The organism is Streptomyces zhihengii (genome assembly GCF_016919245.1).
Classification (GTDB): domain Bacteria; phylum Actinomycetota; class Actinomycetes; order Streptomycetales; family Streptomycetaceae; genus Streptomyces; species Streptomyces zhihengii.
In genome coordinates this window covers 1,948,010-1,970,892 of sequence record NZ_JAFEJA010000002.1, presented here as the reverse complement: position 1 = coordinate 1,970,892, position 22,883 = coordinate 1,948,010, and the positions used below count along the sequence as shown (strand labels likewise).

The window sequence follows — 22,883 nt, the reverse complement described above, 5'->3', positions numbered from 1 at the left end:
CGTAGGAAGCCAACGATGGTGGGGCTTGTGCGGGCCAAGCGCCGAGCAGAGAGCTCTAATGGGTGGTCTCACCAAGGAATGGGCGACGCAGGTCGCGGAGGCCGAGCTCAGCAGCACGCTTCCACGGAGGTGGGTGCATACAAAGGGAGTGGCCAAGCGCGCAGTCGAAGTAAGTCAGGTTTTCGGCCAGGACGCCGGCCTCCTCATCGCTGCCGCCACACTGCACGACGTCGGGTACGCGCCGCGCCTGGCCACAATCGGGTTCCGTCCACTGGCCGGGGCCCGGTTCCTTCGGGACGAGCACGGGGCCGACGAGCGGCTGGTGCGGCTGGTCGCGAATGACTCGTTCGCGCTCCTGGAGGCCGAAGAGCGGGGACTGCGGGAGGAGCTCGCGGGCGAGTTCCCCTTGCTGGAGGAGCCACTGCTGGTGGAAGCGCTCGTGTACTGCGATATGACGACCACGCCCGATGGGGCCGGACCACCGCCGCGGAGCGGGTCGCGGAGATCCTTGGCCGCTACGGGGACGACAGCGTGGTCGGGCGGTTCATCCGTCGGGCGGCGCCGGAGATCTTCGCCGCCGTGGGGCGGGTGGAGGCGGTGCTGGCGGCTCAGCCGAGGTAGGGGTAGGTGCCGGCGAGGTAGTCGCCGATCTGCTGGCGCATGCTCGCGTGGATGTCGTACTGGTCGAGGTCGGCCGGCTGGACGAAGCGCACGCTGTCGGCCTCGTCGTTGATCGTGGGCTCGCCGCCGACGGGTCGGCCGATGTAGGTGTTCTCGTACTGCTGGCGGATCTCGCCGTCGGTGTACGCCACGATGTGGTTCGGGTTGGTGTAGACGCCGAGGAAGCCGGTGATCTCGGCGACGATCCCCGTCTCCTCCAGGCACTCGCGCACCGCGCACTCGGCGGCGGTCTCGCCGATGTCCTGTGCGCCGCCGGGCAGCGCCCACTGGCCCGTGTCACGGCGGCGCTGGAGCAGGATGGCACCGCTGTCGTCGACGACCAGCAGGTTGCTGGCGGGGATGAGGGTGTTGGCTTTGGGAGCGTCGGGATCGTTGTAGTACTCAGTCCTGCCCATGTGCGGCGGTCCCCTCCCGGTCGGGTGTCCACGGCCGTGCGCGGCCCAGACGGCGTCGAAGCTCTGAGCGTAGTTGTCGAACCAGCCGCCTTCGGTGCCCTGCCGGAGGTGAAGCAGCGGATTGGCGCTGGCCGGGCACCCCCACACGTGAGGATTGACCAGCAGGTTCTCGTCGTAGAGGAAGAGCGAGGTGTACAGGGTGGTGTCGTGCAGCCGTACCTCGCACCCCGACTTGCCCAGAAGGGAACGGTAGTAGGTCAGGGAGGCGATCTTCGCCGCGAGCGTGTTGCCGATTCCTCTCGGTACGAAAGCGCGCTTCAAGGTCGGCGTTGCGATCTTTGTGGCCACGTACTTCAGCGGGCCAGCTGAGAAGTTCGCCACGACGAACGACATCCTCGCCGTCCATCGCGATCACCTCGGGCCTGTGGAACAGCGGGGCCTCGCTGCTGTCGCTCGGCACGGTGAACGGCCTGGGACAAGGGGACCGGCGGCATCGGGAGAGATGGAAGGAGACGTGAGTAGAGGGCGAAGACGGCCAGAAAACGACGGTGCGGGGGTGGGCGGGGTGGTCCAGAGGGGGTGTCCTGCGTCGGTACCCTGGAGCGCATGTCTACTGCTCCGGTTCGCGTTCGTTTCGCCCCGTCCCCGACCGGCATGTTCCATGTCGGTGGTGCACGGTCCGCTCTCTACAACTGGGCCGTGGCGCGACAGTCCGGCGGCACGTTCGTCCTGCGGATCGAAGACACCGACACGGCCCGGAACAAGCCGGAGTGGATCGACGGGATCATCAACGCGCTCGCGGCGATCGGCATCCACGGCGAGGACGCGGCCTTCGAGGGCCCGTACTTCCAGTCGCACAACGCCGACCGGCACCGCGAGGCGGCTCAGCAGCTCTTCGCGGCCGGCCGGGCGTACTACTGCGACTGCACCCGGGAGCAGCTGAAGGAGCGCACCGGATCGGACCACCTCGGATACGACGGGTTCTGCCGGGAGCGAGGGCTGGCCTTCGAGGAGGGCCGGGCGCTGCGGTTCCGGACGCCGGACGAGGGCGAGACCGTCGTGGTCGACCTGATCCGCGGGGAGCCGGCGTTCCCGAACAGCGCCATCGAGGACTTCGTGATCGCCCGCGGCGACGGGTCCCCGGTCTTCCTGATCGCGAACGTGGTCGACGACCTGGACGAGGGCATCACGCAGGTCATCCGTGGCGAGGAGCACCTGTCGAACACGCCGAAGCAGCAGCTGCTGTGGGAGGCGCTCGGCGCGAAGCCGCCGGTGTGGGCGCACCTGCCGGTGATCGTGAACGAGAAGCGGCAGAAGCTGTCCAAGCGCCGCGACAAGGTCGCCCTTGAGGACTACCTCGCCGAGGGCTTCCTCCCCGAGGCGATGGTGAACTACCTCATGCTCCTGGGCTGGGGTCCTGGCGACGACCGGGAGATCATGCCGTACGAGGAGCTGGAGCAGCTCTTCCGGATCGAGGACGTCAACACCGCGCCGGCGTTCTTCGACGTGAAGAAGCTGACGGCGTTCAACGGCGACTACATCCGCGCGCTCTCGCCGGAGCAGTTCGCCAACGCCTGCGCGCCGTGGCTCGTCGCCCCGTACGCACCGTGGGCGCCGGAGGCGTTCGACAAGGACCTCTTCGAGGTGGCGGCCCCGCTGGCCCAGACCCGACTGGCCCTGCTGTCGGAGATCACCAGCTACGTGGACTTCCTGTTCCTCGACGAGCCGGTCGAGGACGAGGCGTCGTGGAACAAGGCGATGAAGGCCGGCGCCGGCGACATCCTGTCCGACGCCCGTGCCGAGCTGGCCACCGTCCCGGACTGGAAGGCGGACGACCTGAAGTCCGTGCTTCTCGCCGTGGGCGAGAAGCACGGACTCAAGCTGGGCAAGGCCCAGGCGCCCATCCGGGTCGCGGTCACCGGCCGCACGATCGGACTCCCGCTGTTCGAGTCGATGGAGCTGCTCGGCCGGGACCGCGTACTGGCCCGTCTGGACGCGGCGGCGCCAAGAAGCTAGCCGCCGCCCAGGCGTAGTCGCCGGTCAGGCGACCTTCGCGAGAAGGTCGCCCCAGGCGTTGCCGAAGTAGTTCAGATCGAACCGGGCCAGGGCCTCGTACGCGGCCTTGGTCTCCGTCTGACGCGCGGCCGCGCGTTCCCGGACCTGCGCAGGCAGTCGGCCGAGGTCCGGGGCTGGCTGGCCGGTCAGCGCGGCGAGGTCGCCCAGGCCGGCCACCGGGCGGATCAGACAGGGCAGGCCGAGCAGCAGCGCCTCGGCCGCGCAGCGGCTCCAGCCTTCCCGCATCTGGGGGAGGAAGACGCCGACGTCGCACGCGCACAGCAGCCGCAAGTACCGCTCGCGCTCCACGTCGTAGTGGGCACCATCGAAGCCGATGGTGTTGCTACCGCTGGTGATCACCCGCAGCCCGGCCGCGCCGGCCAGGGCCGCCGAGACCTCTTCGGTGCCCTTCCAATGCACCGCCTTGCCCGCGTACACCCCGATCACATCCGGCGACAGACCGAACTCTGCGCGGCACTCGGTCCGGTCGAAGCCGCGGGCCCGCTCGACCTCCGTCATGTCGAAGGAGTTGTAGATCACCCGGACGTTGCGGACGCCTCGGGCCTGGAGGAAGCCGGCCCAGTAGGGGGCGACGCAGACCACGGCGGCGCACTGGGGCAGTACGCGGAACAGGTGCTCCCAGAGCATGGCCTCGGCCGGGGCGGAGTCGTGCTGCAGCGGCTCGTAGTGGTGCAGGAGAAATACCGTGCGGGCCCGCATCTCCGGCGTGAAGAGCAATAGGCTCAGGTCGTCCCACATGAAGGTGCCGGTGGTGCTGTCGAGCGCCCGGATGGCCGGGGCCAGGCGGGCGAGATGGCGGAGCTTGCGCCAGCGGCGGACGCGGTAGGTGCGCTTGTGGTCCGGGACCGTGCGCCATTCCACGTCGTCAGCCGTCGCCTCATGGAGCATCCGCAGGTAGACCCGGCCGCCGGTCCGGCCGACCGGCTCCATTGAGTAGACGACCCGCTTCACGTACGTACCTCCTGGTGGTGTCGGACGTACTCGGCGTGGAGCAGCGTGTACATGGCCTCCAGGTGGGGGCTGAGGCCGCGGGCGGCGTCGGCGAGCGGGAGATAGAAGTCCTGCAGGCTCTGGAGGAAACGTCGGCGTCGGTCGAGGTTGGGCGAGGCGGCGAGATCGCGCAGGTTGTGAAGGCGGTCGGCGAGCCGGACCAGGAGGTCCTCGGGCGGGAGCGCGGCCTGCTTGAAGCACCAGCGGGTCTCATCGCTGACGGCCTTGGGGCGCTGTTCGAGGCGGTGGTCGGCCGTCATCGCGCGCAGGCGGTCGGCGAACGGGCCGCCGAGATGCTGGACGAGCAGCGCCTCCGATTCGGGGGCCACCTCCAGGGCGTCGTGGAGGAGCGCGAGGAGAAGGGTCTCGACCTGGCTGACCCTGATCTCCGTGGCGAGCAGCGTGATGATGGCGAGCGGGTGTTCCAGGTAGGGCGTGCCCTGGTCGCGGGTGTGGCCGTCGTAGACGGTGAGGGCGAGGGCGCCGGCGACGCGGGCGCGGGACTGGTCGTCCGTGCTCCACGCGGCGGCGCCGAGCACGGTCAGGACGTGGTCAAGATCGATGGGGTTCATCAGCCTCACCTCGTACGAAGGGCCGTGGCACGGGGGTCCGGCACGCGGTCGGCGAGCAGCAGGGTGTCGCTGACCGCCAAGGCGTCGAGGCTCAGATCCGCCGCCGCTGCCACGGCCTGCTCGGCGGTCCGCAGGATCGGCGTGCCCTTGCGGTTGAAGGAAGTGTTCAGCAGCACCGGCAGTCCAGTGCGCCCGTGGAACTGCTTCAGGAGTTCGTGCAGGCCCTGGTGGTCGGCGGCGACGGACTGCACGCGGGCGGTGCCATCGTGATGGTTGACCGCAGCGATGCGGTCCGCTCGGCATCGGCGGACGCGGGCAACGCGGTTCATGAAGGGGTCGCCCGTCGACGTGAACCACTCCGTGGCGTGCTCGGCGAGGACGGCCGGGGCGAAGGGGCGGTACGTGGCTCGCTTCTTGATCGCGTTGAGCCGGTCGCGCGTGGCGGCGTGGCCGGGGTGGGCGAGGATCGAGCGATGGCCGAGGGCTCGCGGCCCGAATTCGAGCTGTCCCTGCACCCAGCCGACGATGTGGTGATCCGCGAGGAGCGTGGCCACCGTGGGCGCCATCCCCGGTCCGAGATCGGTCAGTGCGCGGTACCCGGCCGGCACTGCAGTGGTCGGCAGAGCGCCCGGGCGCGGGCCCCATGCGGCGTCGGTCGGCACGGGGAGCCGCTCCTGGCCGAGCTGGTAGTGCCAGCCGTAGAGCGCGGCGCCCACGGCGGTGCCCGCGTCGTGCGGGGCTGGTGCCACGAAAAGGGTGTCGAAGCCGCTGTCGGCTGCCAGCTGGCCGTTGAGGTGGGAGTTCAGGGCGCACCCACCCGAGAACACCAACGTCGAGGCCCTGGTGAGCCGTTGCAAGTGGCGGGCGATGTGGACGACGGACTCGGCAAAGACCTCCTGGACAGCGGCGGCCAGGTCGGCCCGCTCGTGTTCCGGCCGCTCCGCGACGTTGTCGGCGGTCCAGGCCCGGCCACCGAGCAGCAGCGGTGTGCTGCTGTCCGCCGAGCCCCAGGGGCGATCGATGCGGACCTCACCGTCGTCACCGAGCCGAATCAGCTCGCGGATCTGCGCTCCGTAGCGCTGGGGATCGCCGAAGGCCGAGAGCGCCATCATGCTGCCCTCGGGCTCGTCGCCGGGCGGGATCACCCGCCGCGCGAGGTTCCGGTAGAAGTGCCCGAGGGAGGAGTGGACGCGCCGGGGGCCTGCCGGGCTGGGCACGACGGTCGGCATGCCCTGGTGGAGGCGGTCGATGCGATCGGGTCGCAGGTCGTACCCGGTGATGCGCTCGCGGCCCGGGCCGAAGTCGGAGCCGAGGGAGGAACCGCCGGCGTCGATGACGAGGCCCGCCGCGTGGTCGTGGCCGGAGAGCAGATAGCCGGAGAGCACATGTGCCGTGTGGTGGGAGAGGAGACGGAGGTGTTCACCGAGCGGCGCGGGCAGCAGGGCGGCGAGCTCGTCGCGCTCCTCGGCCAGCCACCAGCCAGCGGCGGGGCTGGGACGCATGGAGGCGGCCCAGACGGCGTCGATGTCCTGCGGTTCGAGGCCGGCGGCCTCCAGGCACCACTGGAGCGCGCGGGTCGGGGCGGCGAGCGTGCCCTTGCGGATGGGGTGGTTGTGCTTGACGCCGCTCCAGCGCTCCTCCTCGACCGCGTAGAGGCGGCCGTCGACGACCAAGGCGGCGCTGGTGTCGTGGTGGAAGTTCAGTCCGAGGACTGCGGGCATGGTGGTGTACCTCCGGTCTGGGGTCAGACGGCGAGGGCCGAGGTGGGGAGGAGGGCGGCGCCGGAGTCGGTGTACTCGTGGCAGCGCAGGCAGAACCGGAAGTGGTGGCCTCGGGACGCGAACACCTTGGCTGTGAAGTCTTCGTCCCAGATGCTGAATTCGCTGTCGTCCTTCGCCATGGCGTTGAAGCAGCGGTAGCAGGAGCCGTCCATCTCGATCATCAGGTGCTGGTCGAGGTAGCGGTCGCAGATGCCGCGTAGCTCGTTGGCGGGCTGGCCGACGTCGACGTGGTGCACGTGGTTGGTGACGTGGATGGCGCCGTACGTGTCACACAGCCTCGCGAGCTGGGTGAGGCGGGTGGAACTGATGCCTTCCAGGACGCTGTTGATGACCACGGTCTTGCCTGCCTCGCGGAGGCGGGGCACGACGGCGTGGACCTCGTCGTAGTTCTCGTGCTCGTCGTCGCAGCCGATGAGGATCTGGTCGTACGAGCGGAGGGTGACCTCCATGATCCGCTTGTTGCGGGCCAGGGTGATGGCGTTCGTGCCCAGGACCATGACCTTGTCCGGCAGGCGGGTGCGGGCCGCGTCGCTGAGGGTGGGGAAGTCCCGGTGCACGGTGGGCTCGCCGCCGTTGATGTGTAGCTGTTGGAACGGGATGGTCTCCAGCCTGGCCAGGATGGTGGAGAACAGTTCCTGGGACATGTTCTCGCCCTGGGCGCCGTCGGCGAAGATGCAGAAGTCGCAGGACCGGTTGCACTTCGTCGTGATCTTGATCTTGGCCGTCTTCAGGATGCGGGGCAGGGGTGCACGCGCAGGCATGGCGGGGACTCCTTGGGTCAGGGGTGGACGTCACCGGGGGTGAGACTGAGGAAGTCCTGCACGGTGGACTTCTGCCGGTGCCAGAGCGCGAGGGTCGCGCGCAGGGTGCCGGCGGTGGTCGGCCCGGCGGGGATCAACGCCGTCATCCGGGCGGCCAGCCGCTGGGCGGGAGTGGCCTCGTCGGCCGCGAGCGCGTTCAGGGTGTGCGCGGCGGCTCGGAGTTCCTTCGCCTCACGCCGGATCAGATAGCCGGTCGCCACGCCGGGCGGCGGGTCGAGGTAGTAGAGCCAGCGGGCGACTCGGACGCGGAGCATCCCGGTGGTCATCACCCAGTCGGTACGGGTGTGCTCCTCGCCCTGGCCGGCGGGCCCCGCGGCGGGAACGCGGCACATCGCAGCCTCCAGGGCGACGTGGGCCGTGCGGAGGAGGTGACGCGGACTCCGCGGACGGGCATCGGGACGATCTTCGGCGTGCCCGAGGAACAGCTCGGCGTACCCGGCGAGCCCGTCCGGCCGCCACTGAGTGAGGGCGGCTGTCTTGCCGGGGCAGCGGGTCCGTGTCGCGAGCGCGGCGGCGGCGAACCAGCACGGGGCCATGTAGTGCCAGGCCGCGCAGTGGCGCCGGTACGCAACGATGTCCTCCGCCACGTTGTCGGTGCTGTCCGCCGCCAGTTGGTACCGGCCGCCCAGCCGCCCGTGGAGGATCCCCCGGTAGAACCGCTCGTCGACGTCGCACCACGACGCCATCTGGGCTCGGGACTTCCAGCGCTGGAAGTCCCGAGCGCTCCCGCTGATCAGCGACCAGGTTGCGAGCTCGGGCGCGGAGACGAGCCGCCCGTCTGCCTCGGCCACGGTGAACGCGAAGCCGGGCGGATGCTCCAGGAGACGCCGGTGGGAGATCTCCCGGCCGACCGCGGAGGTGTGCGCGGCGGCCAGGCGGTGGTTCCACTCCTCCCAGTCCGTCGGGGGCTGGGAGAGGAGGACCCTTACGTCGATGTCGGAGTGGGGAGCCAGCAGGTCGGCTGGCTGCCACTTGTGGGTGAGCATCATCGCGCCGATGCCGTGGGCATCCAACTCGCGTTCGTACAGCGCTCCGAGCACCGGATAGAGGGACGGCGCTTCGACCACCGCCATCACCGTTCCCCCGAGGAGGCGCGGGCGCAGGCGGGCCGGGCCGCGTCCGTGGTGAGGAGAGGCAGCACGGGCAGGACGGGGGTGCCCTCAGGGCGCTCCATCCGGTCCCAGCGCAGGTCGTAGTCGACGTAATGGAAGCCCTGCCAGGCGTCGTTGGTGTTGCGGTCGAGCATGGCGTGGAAGAGGTGGGCGAAGGCGTCGCCGAGGGTGCTTTCAGCGAGGTGGGGCTTCAGGGGAATGTCGCGGTTGTGGAGGATGCAGGGGCGGGCCACGCCCGTGGGCGTGATCTTGATGCGGTTGGCATCGGAGCATGTGGCGCAGCTGGAGTTGGAGATGAAGCCGATCGAGCCCGCCCAGCCGTCCGGGCGGAGGTACTGCCCGGGGCTGCGGACCCCGAGTTCGTCCCTGCGGACCTCGCCGGCGTTGGAGAACCACTCGTGGAGACGGTCTCGGACCTCCGCCTCGTTGATGAACTCGGTGTCGAAAAGCGCTTGGGCGGGGCCGATGTTCTGGAGCTCGATCAGGCGGACGGCGACGGGCAGGTCGCGGGCGAGTTCGGCCACGGCGAAGGCGTCATCCAGGTAGGTGCGCTGCAGAACGCAGTTGATCTTAATGCGCATGCCGAGGGAGAGGGCGGTGTCGAGGGTGCGCCGGGTGATGCGCGGGTCGCCGCCGCCCATGATCTCGGCGGACCGGGTGGGGTCGAGGCTGTGGAGGCTGAGGTTGAGGTACGTCAGGCCGGCGCGGTGGAGCTGTTCGACGCTCAGACCACGGCGCAGGTTGCCGTGGCTGGTCATGCCGATCGCTGCGCCGGGCCCGAGACCGCCCGCCAGGCCCGAGATCACGTCGAGGATGTCCACCCGGAGGGTCGGCTCACCGCCGGAGCAGTGCGCCTTCTTGATCTCCCAGGCACCGGCCTCGGCGGCGATGGCCGCGTAATCGGAGGCGGTCAGGGGACGGTCCTTGTGCCCGTAGTCCGGCATGCAGCGGGGCTTGCAGAACACGCAGTCCAGGTTGCAGAGCGAGTTCAGGGTGAAGGCCAGGTAGGGGTGGTTGCGGCCGGTCGCGGCGAAGGCGGCGGCCAGGTCGCGGTGGCGTGTGGCGGGCATCGGTCAGCCTCCTACGAGGGGAAAGCGGGCAGCGGGCACCTCGGCCAAGCCGTTGAGCGGCTGGTCGGTGAGGTAGCGACGCAGGTTGTCGGCGAAGAACGCGACCGCCTCGTTCATGTAAGTGCGGCTGAGCGTGGAGCTCTTCGGCGTGAGGACGACCCGGGGGTGCAGCCGCAGCGGATGGCGGGCGGGAAGCGGCTTCGGATCGAAGACATCCAGGGCAGCGCCGCGAAGGTGGCCGGCGTTGAGGGCGGCCAGGAGGGCCGCTTGGTCGACGGTCGCCGCGCGGCCGAGGTTGAGGAAGAGCGACCTGGGCTTGAACGCCGTGAAGAGGTCGTGGTCGAAGAAGCGGTCCGTGGCCCGAGTGGCGGGCAGCAGATCGACCACCACGTCGGCGACGGCGACCGCCTGGTGCACCGCCGACGTGTGCATCCACGCGATCCCGCCCTCGGCAGCCACCGGCGGCGTCCGCCGTACGCCGATGACGTCCATCCCGAAGGAGCGGGCCGCACACGCGAGGTGTCCGCCGATACTGCCGCACCCGACGATGGTCATCGTCGCCCCCGCCAGGTCGAAGAACTCCTCGGCCAGGTCGTCCTTCCACCAGGTCCGGTTCCGCTGGGCGAGCTGGCTCATGAACAGCCCGCGTGAGAAGCCCAGGACCATCCCCATGGCGTGCTCGGTCATGGGTCTGCCGTGGAACCCGTACGAGCGGGTCAGAGCCACCCCGACAGAGTGGGCCTCGGCGACGGGCAGATGGTCGGTGCCGGCCGCCGGGGAGGCGATCCACCTCAGATGCGGCGCGCCGAACAGCCACGACGGCTTGAACGTCCAGCCGAAGTAGACATGCGCCTCGGCCAGCTGGTGCGGCACGGCCTCCTCGGTCGCCGTACGGAACTCGACACCAGGGAAGGCGGCCGACAGCGCGCGCTCGTGCTCGGCGGACAAACGCCAGAAAGAGTGTGGGGACTCCAGACTGATCAACACCACCGGCCGGTTCATCGCACTCGGCCCACCGCACTCGACGTCGGCACCAGAGCCCAAGGAGCGATGCGCTCGACAACGGAGCCGATGCTGGCCTCGTAGTCGTGGCGCGAGCGCACCAGGGCAGCCCCGGCGCTGCGGAGCCGGTCGCGTTCGCGGGGCAGGACGGTCAGGGCGCGGTGGAGCGCAGCGGCCAGAGACCTGGCGTCACGAGGCATGGCGGTGAAGCCGGTCTCGCCTTCGACGACGGTCTGGGCCAGCCCGCCGGCCATGGTTGCCACCACGGGGCCCGCTCCAGCCGCGAACGCCTCCAGGGGGATGCGGCCGAAGGGCTCCTCTCGCGAGGGAACTACGACCGCGCGCAGGGCCGAGTTGTGCAGCCAGGCGCGGATCGTCGGGGAAAAGCGGGTGATCAGAGTCGCGTCCAGGCCGTACGCGCGGATGCGCGTCGCCAAGCTCTCCTGGTATGAGGTCGGGCGCTCGTGCTCGTCCGAGGTCACGGCTGCCAGGAGCAGATGCGGAGCGCGGACCCCGCGCTCCTTGAGGATGCGCAGCGCCTCCAGCAAGTCATCGAAGCCCTTCGTCGGCACGGCGCGCCCCATGGCCAGAAGGAAGCCGGCGCGGGCCCTGACGGGCAGGGGTGGCGCGCTGGCCGGCCGGGCCATTTCCTCCTGGATCAGCCCGTTCGGGACGCTCACGATGTTTTCTCGAGGGACCGCGTATCTGACAACAAGGTGACCCCGCATGTGGGAGGAGATGGCACCGATCCGTCCGCCTCGGACGGTCGCCGCCCGCAGGGCGTCTCGCTCCCAGTGAACTCGAGGCAGGTCCTTGGGCCGTGTCAGCGCCGTCGTCGAGCGGGGAATGAGCAGCAGGTCCGTGGTAGGCGACGTATAGGGGGCAAGCCCGAGGAGCGGGATGTCGAGGCCGATGAGAAGGCACCGGCTCGCGCGGTCGGCGATGCGCGCGGCCGCCTCGCCCGCCAGGTCGCACAGTTGTACGGAACCATGGATCGAGTCTGCAGCCGCCTGGGCCTCCGGGATCGTGATGACGTCGGCCTCGGCCTGCCGCAGCATGTGCTGGACCTCGCCGGCCCACCGTCGATCGTGCGCTCCTGCCGCCTCCGGCACGTGCGGGGTGACCACGGAGAGACGGCCCGGCGGCAGCAGGCGGGCGAGGGCCGTGAGGAAAGCGCGGTTACTGAAGCCGGTGCCCGAAGCCGCACCGAAGAATCCCTCGTGGAGGGCGACGATGACACGGGGCCTGCGAACCACCCCCGGTACGGCCGTGAGCGGGGGCGATGGAGTGGCATGGTCAATGCGCACCGTGTGGTGCCTCCTTCGAAGAGAGGTGCGGACGTGGGCATCAGGCGCTGGCGGTCGTGGAATGGGCCTCACAGATGAGTCGGCACCAGGCACGGGTGCCGTGGGTGCCGGTCGTCAGCGACCAGTCGTCGGCCAGGGCCCCGACGATGACCAGCCCTCGCCCTGATTCGGCCTCCTCGCCAGAAATCGGAGGAGACAACGGCGCGGGGTGAGAGGAGCCGCCGTCGGTGACGGTGATCTCGACCTCCAGGCCGCCGGTGGTCGGTGTCATGCGGTCGACACACAGGACCAGGGGCGGCTTGCCTGAGGCAAACGCGTTCGTCGCGAGCTCGGACGTGATCAGCCGGGCGTCTTCGAGGAGGTCCACCTCGGTGCCGTGGAGTGCGACCGCCACAGCCTCCCGGGCTACCTCGGCCGCCTTCGGCCCGTACGGCAGATCCGTGATCAGCGTGGTCGCGTCGGCGCCGCCGATGTCGTCCTGCCTGGTGACGGAGGTCGGTTGTCCGACGTCGCGCTCCAGCACACTGCCCGGACGGCTTCGGAAGGTGCTCGTGTGATGTCTCAAAGCCCACCCTTTTCTCCGTCGGCACCGAAGGCGGCGCCTTCCGCCGGGATCCAAGAACACCGGAGGAGGCCGGTCACGCAGGACCCGATCAACGGGTCAACTCGGTCAACTTCCTTGAGAAGGAGGTGAATCAGGACTACGAGAACGTCACCATGAGGGAGCGCGAGAAGTGATGGACGAACCGCTGGGGCAAGAGGTGGTCACACGTGGCACCGCAGGCAGGAGAACTCAACGTCGTACTGGCGGGGTGCCTCGACGAGCTCGGGTGGAGCCCGAAGGCGCTCGCTCGCAAGCTCAACAGGGTGTTCGGAGCGGGTACGGTGGCCGAGTCGGCGCCGTACCACTGGCGGGACGCCGGCTCACTGCCGCGCTCGCCCTTACCAATGATGGCCGCCTACGTGCTCTCCCAGGAACTGGGTAGACCTGTCTCGGTGGCCGAACTCTGGCAGGGCCGCGTGGGCGACTCCTCGGCGCTCGTTCCGGCCGACACGGATCTCGCGCGGCCCTGGACCGTGCAGGGCATGGAGGCGATCGTGGAGGACTGGGTGATGGGAGGGCTCGTTGACCGACGCCGGTTCCTCGCGATCTCGGGCGCGGGGCTCCTCGCGATCGTCGCCCAGTACCTCAACGGCACTGCGGGGCGCGGACAGTACGCGCCCAGGATCATGCCGTCCGCAGGCGCCGATCCGCTCGTGAACCAGGTCGAACAGCACCTGCCCCTACTCTCCGCGCTCGACGACGAGCACGGTGGAGCACGTCATCTCCCCTATGTAGGAGCTCAGTTCCGTGCGGTCGGCCTGCTGATCCGCGAGGGCGGTCATGCTCCCGCCGTCGCGAGCCGCCTCATCCGCGCGCTCGCGGAGATCGGCCAGCTGGCCGGCTGGATGGCCTTCGACGCTGCCGACCATGGTCTGGCGCAGCGCTACTTCGCCACGGCACTGCGGGCAGCACACCAGGTCAACGACCTGCCCCTGTGTGCCCACATCCTCGGCGACCTCTCCTTTCAGGCCGCGAGCCGGGGACACCCGGCGGACGCCATCACCCTCGGCGAGGCCGCCCGCCGCGCCAGCGACGCCGCGCCGCCGGTCGTTCGGGCATCCGTCCTTTCCCGGCTCGCGTACGCGTACGCCACCGCCGGCCGCGACAACGACTTCGCCCACACCCGCGGGGCCGCCCGTGACCTGATCGCCAGCCGGGACGGCGGCCAGGAGGAGCCTCGCTGGATGTACTTCCTCACCGACAACCACCTGGACTGTCAGGCCGGTTATGGCCTCATCCAGATGGGGCGCGCCCGGCTGAAGGCGGACGGTGACACGAGGGGACGGCGCTTCCTCGCCCAGGGAGCGGAGATGCTGAGTTCCGGGGCGTACAACGTCCCACGCGGCGACCCCAGCCAACGCAGGGCCATGTTCGAAGGGGCCTGGCTGGCCCTGGGCCACAGCGCTCATGGTGACCTAGAGGCCGCTTGCCAGATCGGCCAGATCGTCGCTGACCGCCTCGACGTCGTGCGCTCGCCACGTAGCGCGGCCCTGCTCCACCAGCTCGCCGCAGATTTACGCCGCCGACAGCGCAACGCCCACGTGCGCAGCTTCCTGCCGACCCTTGAGCACGCCCTTGCCGAACACGCCCCGTCGACGCAACCCGGCCGTTAGGGTCAGGATCATGACCGCAGGGGAGCGCGTTGTCGTTGTCGGGGCTGGGGTGGCAGGGCTCACCACCGCCGTCGTTCTCGCCGAGGCCGGAGCCTCGGTGCACGTGATCGCCGAGCAGGTGCCGGGCGTCACCTCACTGGCCGCTGGGGCGACGTGGGGGCCATACCTGGTCGAGCCGAAGGACATGGTCGACCAGTGGGGACAACGATCCCTGGAGATCTTCCGCAAGCTGGCCGAGAACCCGGCCACAGGCATCCGGCTCACCAGCGGCATTGAAGCGTCCCGCACGGCCGAAGCCCCGCCGGACTGGGCCACCACGCTGCCCGGCATCCGACCGTGCAAGCCGGCCGAACTGCCAGCAGGTTTCACCGCCGGGTACCGATTCACTGTGCCGCTGATCGACATGCCCACCTACCTCGGCTACCTCCTGCGCCGGCTCGACGCCGCTGGAGGAACGGTCGAGCGGCGGCACCTGGCCTCGCTCGCGGACGCCGCGCCTGCTCCACTGGTCGTCAACTGCACGGGCCTGGGTGCCCAGGAACTGGTCCCGGACCATGGCCTTCGGTCCATCCGCGGCCAGCACGTCGTTGTCACCAACCCGGGGCTGACCGAGTTCTTCTCCGAGGACACCGGCCTCTCTCCGGACCTGCTGTGCTTCTACCCCCATGGCGACACGGTCGTCCTGGGCGGTACGGCTATCGACGGCGAAGGCAGCCTCGCCCCCGACGACATGGCAGCGGCCAACATCCAGGCCCGCTGCGCCGAGGTCGAACCCCGCCTTGCTGAGGCCCGCGTCCTGGAACACCGAATCGGCGCCCGCCCCACCCGATCCGCAGTCCGCGTGGAGGCCGAGCGTCGAAAGGATGGCACCGTCGTCGTACACAACTATGGGCACGGGGGTGCTGGCGTCACGCTCTCATGGGGCTGCGCCGAGGAGGTTCGGATGCTGCTTGACCTGAAGTGATCTCAGGTCGCTGGTCGATACGTCTCTTACTCCTCCCAGCGCCTTGAAGGAGCAGACGTCCCTGGCGGCCCCACGGTTCGCCAGTCCTGGGCGTGGGGCCTTTGTCCCGGACGGGTGTGTCCTCGCCCTCCTCGACCCCGACACCGGCGCGACCTGGCTACCCCGCGGCACACCGGGACCCCCGGATCACGCACACCCCGAGACTTTATTGATCCGTGAAGCCCGTAAGGCCACGGCCGAGCTCGCCGGCACCCGGTACCTCGGGTACCTGCACGCCCCGACGAACCCTGTTCACGCGTCCGCTACACCGCCACCCCATGAGCCTCGGCCCCACCCCTGTCGATCCAGCCATCGGACCCACCTACGCCCGCATCCTGGCCACCCCGAAGGAGGCCCTGGAACTCTTCGATTGGGCGCCGCCCACAGCCGAGCAGCTCCAGGCGGTCCATGAGGCCCGCGTCCTCCTCAGCATTCCCCAGGCCGGTCGCCAGCCCGTCACCGAACTCGCCGGCCCCACCTCCTGGTAGCGCTCCTACCTGCCAAAGTCTGGAGGAGGCCACAGAGCAGGACTCCGCAGGCTGCTGAGTGGCCTTCATGCTGTGCGTCCGTCACTATCTGCCTGGGACGGTTGGGACGGCGCTGGCCCGCACAGTCAGAATCGACAGACTGCTGAAGGTGGAGGAGGGGACATTGCCGGATTTCGGGGCGATGCTCGGCGGTATCGGCCGGGGGGTCGCGGCGGTCGGCCGGTTGGTGTGGGCTGTGGCGACCTCGCCGACGATCGCGAGTGAGTACGACGCCGAGATGCAGATAAGCCGGTTGTCGCAGTTCATCCAGGACGAGGTGCCAGAAGAGCTGCACGGGCGGGCGTGGGGTCTGGTGGCCGACGAGCTGCGTCGAGTCGACGCGGAAATCGAGCGAATGGTAGAGGATGCCAAGGTCGAGGAACAGGCAGCCACCGACGAAGACTGACATCCAGGGAGCGGTGGGCCACGAAGAGGCTGGCATTCTGGCCGAGGCGGCCAGTATGGCGAACCCAGCCCAGGGGGTGCTGCGCCGCCGACAGGGAGGAGGCCCTGGCGGTGACGCGTAGCCGCCAAGGCGGCGGCGTCCTAAGCCGTTCTGCCTGGGGCCGAGCCGCCCTGCATGCCGTGTGGATCCTACAGACGGGATGAGCGTGTCGAGGATGCGCTGGTATCCGGCACGCGCGAGGGGTTCATCAGCCCAGGCTGGATCAGCACGCTCGTTGATGAGGTCGAGGATCCGGCCTGGTGTCGTCGACTCCACAGCCCATGCCTTACGGTCGGGCACAGCCCACCAGATCTCCTTGTGTTCTGGATCGAGGCCGAGTCGGACGGGGCCGAGGTGACGTCCGAGCGCGTCGAGACGGTGCAGGCCCGTGCCTGCGGGATCTGCTATCAGGGCCGGCTTGGGACTGTAAATCGTTCGGGTCTGTTCAGTAGTCGGTGGTGACGGTGAGTGCTCGCCTGTGATCATTGAGCGTGCATGATGCGAACACGCTTGTGGGAACGGCGTTTTCGGGGCTGTCGGCGTTGGTCATTGAAGGTGTGGCGGACGGTGGGGAGGTAGTCCGGGTTTCGGCTCGGACTCGGGATGTTCCCGTTCCCTGTCCGGTGTGCGGGGTGGTGACGGGGAGGGTCCACGGGTATCACGGCCGGACGGTGCGGGAGGTGCCGGTCGACGGCCGGCAGGTCGTGGTCCGGGTGCGGATACGACGGCTGGTCTATCCGGTCCTGGGCTGCAGGCGGCAGACCTTCCGAGAGCAGGTCCCCGGGCTCCTGGAGCGCCATCGGCGCCGCACCACACGTCTGACCGGCCAGCTTTCCGAGCTGGTCAAGGAGTTATGCGGCCGGGCGTCCGCCCGACTCGCCCGATCTCTGGCCGTGCCCGTGTCGTACGCCTCCGCCCTGCGGCTACTGCGGCGGGTGCCCGTGCCGGAGGTGCGGGACCCGCGGGTGATCGGGGTCGACGACTTCGCCCTGCGGCGCCAGCACAGCTACGCCACGATCATCATCAACGCCGAGACCGGTGAGCGAATCGAGGTACTGCCCGGCCGTGAAGCCGCCACTTTGGAAGCCTGGCTGCGCGGGCATCCGGGCATCGAGGCCGTGTGTCGGGACGGATCGGCCACCTACGCCGAGGCGGTCCGCCGAGCCCTGCCCAACGCGGTCCAGATCAGCGACCGCTGGCACCTGTGGCACAACCTCGCCGAGGCCGTCCGCAAGGAGGTCGCCGCGCACAGCACCTGCTGGGCGAAAGCGGGCCCGCCCCCGGCCGAGGGGAGACAGGCCGCCACCACCCGCGAGCGCTGGCAGCAGGTCCACGCCCTGCGCGAGCCGGAGTCGGACTTCTGGAGTGCGCGCGCCGCCTGAACCTGGCTCTCAACACCGTCAAGCGCTACGACCGCGTCGCCGAGCCCGAGCGCCTCATCCGCGCCCTCAAGTACCGCCCCACCCTCGTGGATCCCTACCGCGATCACCTGCGCCAACGCCGGCTGGAGAACCCGGCCGTCCCCGTCACCCATCTCCTCCAGGAGATCAGAGAACTGGGCTACACCGGCAGCTCGAACTGCTCGTCCGCTACATCAACCAGGGCCCGCGTCAAGGCCGACCGGCCCGCACTCTCGCCCCGGCGCCTCGCCCGCTACCTGCTCACCCGCCCCGACCGCCTAGCGGACCACCAGCGGGAACGCATCGAGGCCGCCCGCACCGTCTGCCACGAGATGACCGCTCTGGCCGACCTCATCCACCACATTGCCGTGCTGCTGGATCCCGCCGACGGCAATGCCACCCTACTGAGCACCTGGATCACCTCGGCCCAGGCCGAGGACGTGCCCCACCTGCATGCCTTCACCCGGGGCTTCGAGAGCGACCGCACCGCAGTCGACGCCGCCCTCACCCTGCCGCACCACAACGGCGGTACCGAAGGCGTCAACAATAGAACCAAGCTGATCAAGCGCCAGATGTACGGCCGCGCGAGCTTCCCTCTCCTCCGCCACCGGATCCTCCTGAGCTGATGGCACCCTCCGTCACCACCGACTACGGAACAGACCCGCTCGTTTGACAGACCCCGTCAACGCCTTACGGATGGGTCATAGGTCGTGTTCGTCCATCAGGCGCATCAGGTTCCGTTTGCGCTTCTGGGTGGCGCGCAGGTCGGTGACGTACGTGGTGAAGTCGTCCGGCGTGCCGAGGTGACGGTGGCAGTCGCGGATGCTCAGGAGCAGGCTGACGAGCTGTTCGTAGGCGTGGTTGCCGGTCTGGCAGGTGAGCGGGGCGGCCAGGCGGTGGTAGACGGCGAGGGCACCGGCGGGGCGGGCGGTGCGAGATCGGTCGGCGAGGGTGAGCCACTGGCCGTCGTGGGCGCCGTGCTCCGTGGCCGCGCGCCAGGCGGCATCCATGTCCTTGTCGTCCAGGAAGACGTCGACGAGGACGCGCCCACCGCAGCCTTTCGCCCTTTCCGCGTCGGTGCGCAGCAAGGCCAGAGCCTTCTCGCGCTCGGGCGGCCAACATGCGGCAATCCTGGCTGCGGCGCGCAGCTGCTGGTAGGTAAGCAGGCTGCGGCGGGCGGCGAAGTGGTCACGGCGCAGGGTGACGGCGTCGGCGAGCCGGCCGGTTCGGGTGTAGCGGTCGGTGAGGTGGTCGACCAGGGCGGTGTCGACAGTGGCGAGGTCCTCGGCGTCGCGGATGCCGCGCTCGGCCCACTCCAGGGCTTCGGCGGGGCGACCGGCGGTGTCCAGTTCGCGGGCGATGGCCAGGTGGGTGTGACCATTCGGCTCGAGGTCGGCGGCGTGCACGGCGATCACCGTGTCGACGTCCCGGCCCGATTTCGCCAGGCGCTGCAGCAGGTGCTTCTCGGCCCAGCCGGTGCGGTTGGCCGTCCATGCTTCCGTCGCGTACCGGCGCAGGGCGATCAGTCCCTGCTCGCCGAGCAGGCCTTCGTAGTCGAGCGGGTCGATGTCCGTCAGGTCGGCCGTTTCGTCGAGCGCGTGGGTCACCAGCCAGTGCGCGAGTTCCTCGGGCTCGGGCGTGGCTTGGTAGCAGGCGTCGCGGTGTGCGTCGGCGAGGCCGGCGCCGATCTGGCCGAGCCAGCCGTCGGAGTCGTCGACGCTCTCGGCCACCCCGGCCAGCAGCCCGATCGCCTCCCGCGACAGTGCTATCGCGTCGGAGGCCCGGCCGGAGCCGGTCAGCGAGCGGATCGCGGACACCGCCTGCCCGGCCTGGTCGGCGTAGGCGCGGGCGTCGGCGTACTCGACGTAGCCGTACTGGGCGAACGGGTCGATGTCGAGCAGCTCACGGATGCGGAACCGGATCCCGGCCAGGTCTCCGCGAGCACTCGCCGCCCGCAGCTCCAGGCGGCGCTCAAGCTGCTGGTCCTCGGCGATCTCATTTCGTACGAGAGTGAGCAGTTCCTCCCGCGACAGGGCGGACAGCCAGGTATCGAGGCTGCGCGCCCGGTCCCGGGCCGACTCCCGCAGACGCGGGAGGTCCGCCTCCTGGGCGATCACGGTCAGGCCGAGAGCGACCAGGTGCTTGCAGAAGTTGCCCTCCTGGCCGTACGGGCAGTCACACGTGCCCGCCGGCCCCTTCCTCTTGCGCCCACCCAGGACGAGCTCCGTCTTGTACCGTTTCGTTCCGTGCACCGACGCCCTGATCCAGCCGTCACCGAATTCCACACCTGACACCGCGTCGACGTAACCGAGCCCGCGCCCGAACGAACGCTCGCCGGCCAGCACCCTCAGCTTCGCCTCCGTAAGACCGCCCAAAACTCTCCGCGCTCCGCTCCGGCTCGGACTCCCCCACCAACTGCGCTCACACTAACGGCCGCCGGATCGAACAACCCCAGGAATCAGTACGGCGCCACCTCCGCACGTCGCTGCTGCTTTCAGCAACTCGCACGCCCTCCAAGTCCCGCCGGCACCGCCGCCCGGCCGACGGATCCTCCTCGCACCGGACCGTCAACGGCTGATTCCCTGGGGCGCCTCACGCCCCGCCTGTATGGTCGTCGACCACCCCGGCCCCCTGGGCCTTCCCCGAGAGACGCCGCATGACCCAGCCCGCCGCTGTGAACCGGACGAAGGCCTCGCGCACGGTCTCCCTGGATAAGCACGGCGTGACCTCGGGACTGATCAAGGTCAACCTCAACTGGACCTCATCGCAGGCCGCCGCCCATCGGGCGGCCGACGAGGCCCATGGCCTGCCCGGCCAGATAAGGGCGTCGCTACGGTCGGCCGCGGCCAGGCATATGGATCTCGATCTCGGCTGCATGATCCTCCGCCCGTCACGCAGCCATGATCCGAAGGCAGACCATTGGAACGGCCAGTCAATGACGTCAGCTTGCGGTTCTTGAGTGGGTGGAAGTCGGGAGTCCTGCCAGCGTATGGGAGACCAGCTCCTACAAGACCACCTGTCAGGCACTGCAGAACCGGGGCCTGGTCACGGTCTTCCGGAAGGGCGGGCAGTGGAGCGTCGCCCTGACGAGCGCGGGCCGGCACTACCTGGCGCGCGGCACGTATCCTCCCCGCGGGTCACGCCCGCGTAAGGCTCGGACTACTCTCCTCAACCCCCAGCCGCCCGAGCGCGGGGGGCCCTGCATCCGCGCGCAGGCCAGGCTCTCCCCCGCAGCCTCGCGTGACGTTCACGGAGCAGCTGCTGCAAGAGCTCGCGGAGGCCGACGTCCGCATCGTCACGAGCGGCAGCGGTCCAGACTTGGAGAAGTGGCCGCCCGCGTCGCTGCGGAACGCAGATCCGGAAGGGTCCCGGAGACGAAGGAGCTGTACGGCGGTTGGTGCCAGGGAGGGTACGAGATCAAGCTCGTCGACATCCCCGCTTGGCGCCTCGCCGTCCCCGAACCGTCGTCGACGGCCTCGATGACGGCTTCATGGTGAAGATCGACTCTTAGCCACGGCCGGGGGCGTGACGCCCGGACGGCGACGTGTCACGCCCCCACCACCGGGTGCATGGCGCCCTGCTACTCCGCAGGCCAGAAACGGACAAGGTAGCGCTCCACGCCGTCTGCGGTGCCCGTCTCGGCAGACTGGCGCTCGGCCTCCGACCGGCCGGCCGAGTGCACCTGCACGTGCCAGCGGCCTGCCCCGTCCGACAGCGGGATGTCCTGATCGGCCCGCCCGAGGCTCATCGACCAGACGGCCACGATGCCACTCGTGGAGACATACTCGCCCTCTGCGTATTCGTCCCACTGTCCGCGACCCTCGTCCGGCGGTCGAACGTCCCACACCTCGACGGTCACCGCGGCGGTGTGGGTGTGGCCGGCGCTGAAGATGTCGATCCGGCCGGGGAACAGCGTGAGGAACTGCCCGAAAACGGAGTCGTCCGGATAGGGCACCGGCAGGGTGGCATCGTCCGACTCCTGGAGGCAGAAGCTGTGATAGCCCACATCGGCCCCGAATCGGGCTGGCGGTCTGGCAGGGAGTGACACTCCAAGCAGGACTCCGCGCCGATCGGGCCCGCCTTCGCGCACAGGCACTGGCCGACGCCACGAGAAAAATTCTGGACACGCGCCGCAAGGAGCGTGAGGGACTAGCGGCCACCGTGCGGACAGCGATGGCCGAGCTGAATTCGCTCGAAGCAAGAATGCAAGCCGGAACCATCAGCCGCAACGAGGCCCTGGCCATCGCCACCCGCCATCAGGTCATGGCCAGAACATGGCTGGCCAGCGGCGAGGGCTCCCAGGAGCACGCGGACGCCATGATGGACGCGCTCGATCAGGCAGTTGCCGAGCTCAATGCGGCCACGAAGCGCTACGACTCGCTCATGGGCGCCACCCTCCGCCCGAACGTCGCCGCGAACCGTGCAAGCGCCCGCCTGGCCACGCTGGCACTGAGCATCGCCGGAGACAGGGGGGCCGAGTTCAGGGAGCAGTGGCAGGCAGACCTAGCCGGCGCCCCGGAAGAAGGCATCACCGTCACGCCGAGGGCGCGCCTCCGACACGCGGCCGGATTCGTGGTGGCAGCACTAAAGCTCCGCCTCCGCCTGAACGTGCTCGTTGAGCACATGTGGCGGCCGGTCGACTGGGTTCTGAGCAGGGATGAGCGGGTGCGCACGACGATCACCGCGGCCGTCGGGGCGCAGGCCGTCTACATCGTGGGCGACGGTGGGCTCGACGCGCTCGCCACTGATGTGTGGGAGCCCTGCGCCGTCTTCGGTGGCGCACTGTGGCTGGCCGCTCGCTTCCTGCGAAAGCGCCGCGGCATCGAGATTGCCGGGCATCTACCTGACGATCCCGAGCAGTAGAGCGCCGAAGGCCCCGACCGTCACGGTCGGGGCCTTCGGCGTGTCCACGCGCCCGCCCTCGCGTTGGACTCGGCATGGACATCTACGAGCTGCTCGACACCGCTGACCCACGGAAGCCGCTGCTCACGGTCGGGGAAGCTCACGCAGTGCTGGCCCTGCTGCGGCAGGTCGTCGACGGCGAAGGGCAGGATGCCGTCGCGGCGGATGAGCTGGCCGTGCGTCTCGCGCAGCGTGTCCCGGCACCCCCTGAGTAGGCGGCGCTTCCCGGTTCGTAGGATCCGGCCATGGCCGACAACTCTGCTCCCCCGGAAGAACTGGTGCGCCTCCAGCGCGAGGCGAACGCAGCAGGTCGGCAGGCCACGGCCGAGGAGTACAGCGCGGAGGTCTGGAGGCCATGGCTCACGGCCGCTGCTGCGGCGCAGAGGGCAGTTGCCGAGTACGCGTCAGAGAAGAATTTGGACCGGGTCGACCTGGAGATGGCGGTCAAGAAGGCCGCCCGCGAGGCGGACGCCTAACCGGTGCGGTACCCGCCCGCCGGTCGCTGTCCCCGCAGGGGGTCGGCGGGCGGGCCCGGTAGCAGCCCGTCGCAATCAGTGGATGGGTGCCTGGAGTATCGCAGCG

At 69.7% G+C, this 22,883-nt stretch carries 21 protein-coding genes and 3 pseudogenes; 11 read left to right on the top strand and 13 right to left on the bottom strand.

Features of this window, described 5'->3' with window-relative positions:
• Nucleotides 1-58: 58 nt before the first annotated feature.
• Nucleotides 59-621 (top strand): annotated as a pseudogene (locus tag JE024_RS36145) (HD domain-containing protein).
• Here JE024_RS36145 and JE024_RS36140 read toward each other — a convergent pair.
• Both JE024_RS36140 and JE024_RS36135 read right to left on the bottom strand, forming a co-directional pair.
• Nucleotides 609-1,076, bottom strand: coding sequence for an NUDIX hydrolase (locus tag JE024_RS36140; RefSeq protein ID WP_205378068.1), 468 nt, complete (start codon nucleotides 1,074-1,076; stop codon nucleotides 609-611). The pseudogene JE024_RS36145 and the gene JE024_RS36140 sit on opposite strands and share 13 nt — an antisense overlap.
• Nucleotides 1,063-1,373 (bottom strand): annotated as a pseudogene (locus tag JE024_RS36135) (XRE family transcriptional regulator); the annotation flags it as partial. The pseudogene JE024_RS36135 and the gene JE024_RS36140, both read right to left, overlap by 14 nt.
• A gap of 357 nt (nucleotides 1,374-1,730) precedes the next feature.
• Here JE024_RS36135 and gltX point away from each other — a divergent pair.
• Nucleotides 1,731-3,092, top strand: coding sequence for a glutamate--tRNA ligase (gltX, locus tag JE024_RS36130; RefSeq protein ID WP_244883646.1), 1,362 nt, complete (start codon nucleotides 1,731-1,733; stop codon nucleotides 3,090-3,092).
• A 24-nt stretch (nucleotides 3,093-3,116) separates the two neighbouring features.
• Here gltX and JE024_RS36125 read toward each other — a convergent pair whose 3' ends face one another.
• The 9 genes from JE024_RS36125 to JE024_RS36085 are packed head-to-tail and all read right to left on the bottom strand — an operon-like array spanning nucleotide 3,117 to nucleotide 12,330.
• Nucleotides 3,117-4,103 carry a glycosyltransferase gene (locus JE024_RS36125; RefSeq protein ID WP_205378066.1) on the bottom strand — a complete coding sequence of 329 codons (987 nt, stop codon included), beginning with the start codon at nucleotides 4,101-4,103 and terminating at the stop codon, nucleotides 3,117-3,119.
• Entirely contained in the window at nucleotides 4,100-4,714 is a 615-nt protein-coding gene (locus JE024_RS36120) for an HD domain-containing protein (protein WP_205378065.1), read from the bottom strand. The genes JE024_RS36125 and JE024_RS36120 overlap by 4 nt, the downstream gene beginning before the upstream one ends.
• A gap of 5 nt (nucleotides 4,715-4,719) precedes the next feature.
• Nucleotides 4,720-6,435, bottom strand: coding sequence for a carbamoyltransferase C-terminal domain-containing protein (locus JE024_RS36115; protein WP_205378064.1), 1,716 nt, complete (start codon nucleotides 6,433-6,435; stop codon nucleotides 4,720-4,722).
• A gap of 23 nt (nucleotides 6,436-6,458) precedes the next feature.
• A complete protein-coding gene (locus tag JE024_RS36110; RefSeq protein WP_205378063.1) occupies nucleotides 6,459-7,256 on the bottom strand; it encodes a radical SAM protein in 798 nt (265 codons plus the stop codon).
• Nucleotides 7,257-7,273: 17 nt separating this feature from the next.
• Nucleotides 7,274-8,389, bottom strand: a complete 1,116-nt coding sequence (locus tag JE024_RS36105; protein WP_205378062.1) for a hypothetical protein — start codon at nucleotides 8,387-8,389, stop codon at nucleotides 7,274-7,276.
• Complete coding sequence (locus JE024_RS36100; protein WP_205378061.1) at nucleotides 8,389-9,498, bottom strand: radical SAM protein; 1,110 nt, start codon at nucleotides 9,496-9,498, stop codon at nucleotides 8,389-8,391. Before JE024_RS36100 ends, JE024_RS36105 begins: the two co-directional genes overlap by 1 nt.
• Before the next feature lie 3 nt (nucleotides 9,499-9,501).
• Nucleotides 9,502-10,500, bottom strand: coding sequence for a D-2-hydroxyacid dehydrogenase (locus JE024_RS36095; protein ID WP_205378060.1), 999 nt, complete (start codon nucleotides 10,498-10,500; stop codon nucleotides 9,502-9,504).
• Nucleotides 10,497-11,807, bottom strand: coding sequence for a glycosyltransferase family 4 protein (locus tag JE024_RS36090; RefSeq protein ID WP_205378059.1), 1,311 nt, complete (start codon nucleotides 11,805-11,807; stop codon nucleotides 10,497-10,499). Before JE024_RS36090 ends, JE024_RS36095 begins: the two co-directional genes overlap by 4 nt.
• A gap of 40 nt (nucleotides 11,808-11,847) precedes the next feature.
• Nucleotides 11,848-12,330: an ATP-binding protein gene (locus tag JE024_RS36085; RefSeq protein WP_244883450.1), complete on the bottom strand. Its 483-nt coding sequence runs from the start codon at nucleotides 12,328-12,330 to the stop codon at nucleotides 11,848-11,850.
• Between the two features lie 248 nt (nucleotides 12,331-12,578).
• On the opposite strand from JE024_RS36085, the gene JE024_RS36080 reads away from it, so the two are divergent.
• The 5 genes and pseudogenes from JE024_RS36080 (at nucleotide 12,579) to JE024_RS36060 (ending at nucleotide 18,025) form a co-directional block, all read left to right on the top strand.
• Nucleotides 12,579-14,024, top strand: a complete 1,446-nt coding sequence (locus tag JE024_RS36080) for an NsdA family TPR-like regulatory protein (protein ID WP_205378057.1) — start codon at nucleotides 12,579-12,581, stop codon at nucleotides 14,022-14,024.
• A gap of 10 nt (nucleotides 14,025-14,034) precedes the next feature.
• Nucleotides 14,035-14,988, top strand: a complete 954-nt coding sequence (locus JE024_RS36075) for an FAD-dependent oxidoreductase (protein ID WP_205378056.1) — start codon at nucleotides 14,035-14,037, stop codon at nucleotides 14,986-14,988.
• A gap of 317 nt (nucleotides 14,989-15,305) precedes the next feature.
• Complete coding sequence (locus JE024_RS36070) at nucleotides 15,306-15,515, top strand: hypothetical protein (RefSeq protein WP_205378055.1); 210 nt, start codon at nucleotides 15,306-15,308, stop codon at nucleotides 15,513-15,515.
• A gap of 58 nt (nucleotides 15,516-15,573) precedes the next feature.
• On the top strand, nucleotides 15,574-15,960 hold the full coding sequence (locus tag JE024_RS36065) for a hypothetical protein (protein WP_244883449.1): 387 nt from the start codon (nucleotides 15,574-15,576) through the stop codon (nucleotides 15,958-15,960).
• Nucleotides 15,961-16,490: 530 nt separating this feature from the next.
• Nucleotides 16,491-18,025: pseudogene (locus JE024_RS36060) on the top strand (ISL3 family transposase).
• A 75-nt stretch (nucleotides 18,026-18,100) separates the two neighbouring features.
• Here the strand turns inward: JE024_RS36060 and JE024_RS36055 are convergent.
• Complete coding sequence (locus JE024_RS36055) at nucleotides 18,101-19,774, bottom strand: SWIM zinc finger family protein (RefSeq protein ID WP_205378054.1); 1,674 nt, start codon at nucleotides 19,772-19,774, stop codon at nucleotides 18,101-18,103.
• Between the two features lie 281 nt (nucleotides 19,775-20,055).
• On the opposite strand from JE024_RS36055, the gene JE024_RS36050 reads away from it, so the two are divergent.
• On the top strand, nucleotides 20,056-20,358 hold the full coding sequence (locus JE024_RS36050) for a hypothetical protein (RefSeq protein WP_244883447.1): 303 nt from the start codon (nucleotides 20,056-20,058) through the stop codon (nucleotides 20,356-20,358).
• A gap of 621 nt (nucleotides 20,359-20,979) precedes the next feature.
• Here JE024_RS36050 and JE024_RS36045 read toward each other — a convergent pair.
• Nucleotides 20,980-21,405, bottom strand: coding sequence for a hypothetical protein (locus tag JE024_RS36045; protein ID WP_244883445.1), 426 nt, complete (start codon nucleotides 21,403-21,405; stop codon nucleotides 20,980-20,982).
• Between the two features lie 167 nt (nucleotides 21,406-21,572).
• On the opposite strand from JE024_RS36045, the gene JE024_RS36040 reads away from it, so the two are divergent.
• The 3 genes from JE024_RS36040 to JE024_RS36030 all read left to right on the top strand — a co-directional run bounded on the left by JE024_RS36040 (nucleotide 21,573) and on the right by JE024_RS36030 (nucleotide 22,777).
• Nucleotides 21,573-22,262, top strand: coding sequence for a hypothetical protein (locus tag JE024_RS36040; RefSeq protein WP_205378052.1), 690 nt, complete (start codon nucleotides 21,573-21,575; stop codon nucleotides 22,260-22,262).
• A 74-nt stretch (nucleotides 22,263-22,336) separates the two neighbouring features.
• Nucleotides 22,337-22,516, top strand: coding sequence for a hypothetical protein (locus tag JE024_RS36035; protein ID WP_205378051.1), 180 nt, complete (start codon nucleotides 22,337-22,339; stop codon nucleotides 22,514-22,516).
• A gap of 30 nt (nucleotides 22,517-22,546) precedes the next feature.
• Complete coding sequence (locus JE024_RS36030; RefSeq protein WP_205378050.1) at nucleotides 22,547-22,777, top strand: hypothetical protein; 231 nt, start codon at nucleotides 22,547-22,549, stop codon at nucleotides 22,775-22,777.
• The last annotated feature ends 106 nt before the right edge of the window (nucleotides 22,778-22,883 follow it).

Excerpts from the sequence above, each read along its gene's own strand:
- JE024_RS36140 (WP_205378068.1), bottom strand. The coding sequence starts at position 1,076 with ATGGGCAGGACTGAGTACTACAACGATCCCGACGCTCCCAAAGCCAAC.
- gltX (WP_244883646.1), top strand. The coding sequence starts at position 1,731 with ATGTTCCATGTCGGTGGTGCACGGTCCGCTCTCTACAACTGGGCCGTG.
- JE024_RS36120 (WP_205378065.1), bottom strand. The coding sequence starts at position 4,714 with ATGAACCCCATCGATCTTGACCACGTCCTGACCGTGCTCGGCGCCGCC.
- JE024_RS36115 (WP_205378064.1), bottom strand. The coding sequence starts at position 6,435 with ATGCCCGCAGTCCTCGGACTGAACTTCCACCACGACACCAGCGCCGCC.
- JE024_RS36110 (WP_205378063.1), bottom strand. The coding sequence starts at position 7,256 with ATGCCTGCGCGTGCACCCCTGCCCCGCATCCTGAAGACGGCCAAGATC.
- JE024_RS36105 (WP_205378062.1), bottom strand. The coding sequence starts at position 8,389 with ATGGCGGTGGTCGAAGCGCCGTCCCTCTATCCGGTGCTCGGAGCGCTG.
- JE024_RS36100 (WP_205378061.1), bottom strand. The coding sequence starts at position 9,498 with ATGCCCGCCACACGCCACCGCGACCTGGCCGCCGCCTTCGCCGCGACC.
- JE024_RS36095 (WP_205378060.1), bottom strand. The coding sequence starts at position 10,500 with ATGAACCGGCCGGTGGTGTTGATCAGTCTGGAGTCCCCACACTCTTTC.
- JE024_RS36075 (WP_205378056.1), top strand. The coding sequence starts at position 14,035 with ATGACCGCAGGGGAGCGCGTTGTCGTTGTCGGGGCTGGGGTGGCAGGG.
- JE024_RS36070 (WP_205378055.1), top strand. The coding sequence starts at position 15,306 with ATGAGCCTCGGCCCCACCCCTGTCGATCCAGCCATCGGACCCACCTAC.
- JE024_RS36050 (WP_244883447.1), top strand. The coding sequence starts at position 20,056 with ATGACCCAGCCCGCCGCTGTGAACCGGACGAAGGCCTCGCGCACGGTC.
- JE024_RS36040 (WP_205378052.1), top strand. The coding sequence starts at position 21,573 with ATGGCCGAGCTGAATTCGCTCGAAGCAAGAATGCAAGCCGGAACCATC.
- JE024_RS36035 (WP_205378051.1), top strand. The coding sequence starts at position 22,337 with ATGGACATCTACGAGCTGCTCGACACCGCTGACCCACGGAAGCCGCTG.
- JE024_RS36030 (WP_205378050.1), top strand. The coding sequence starts at position 22,547 with ATGGCCGACAACTCTGCTCCCCCGGAAGAACTGGTGCGCCTCCAGCGC.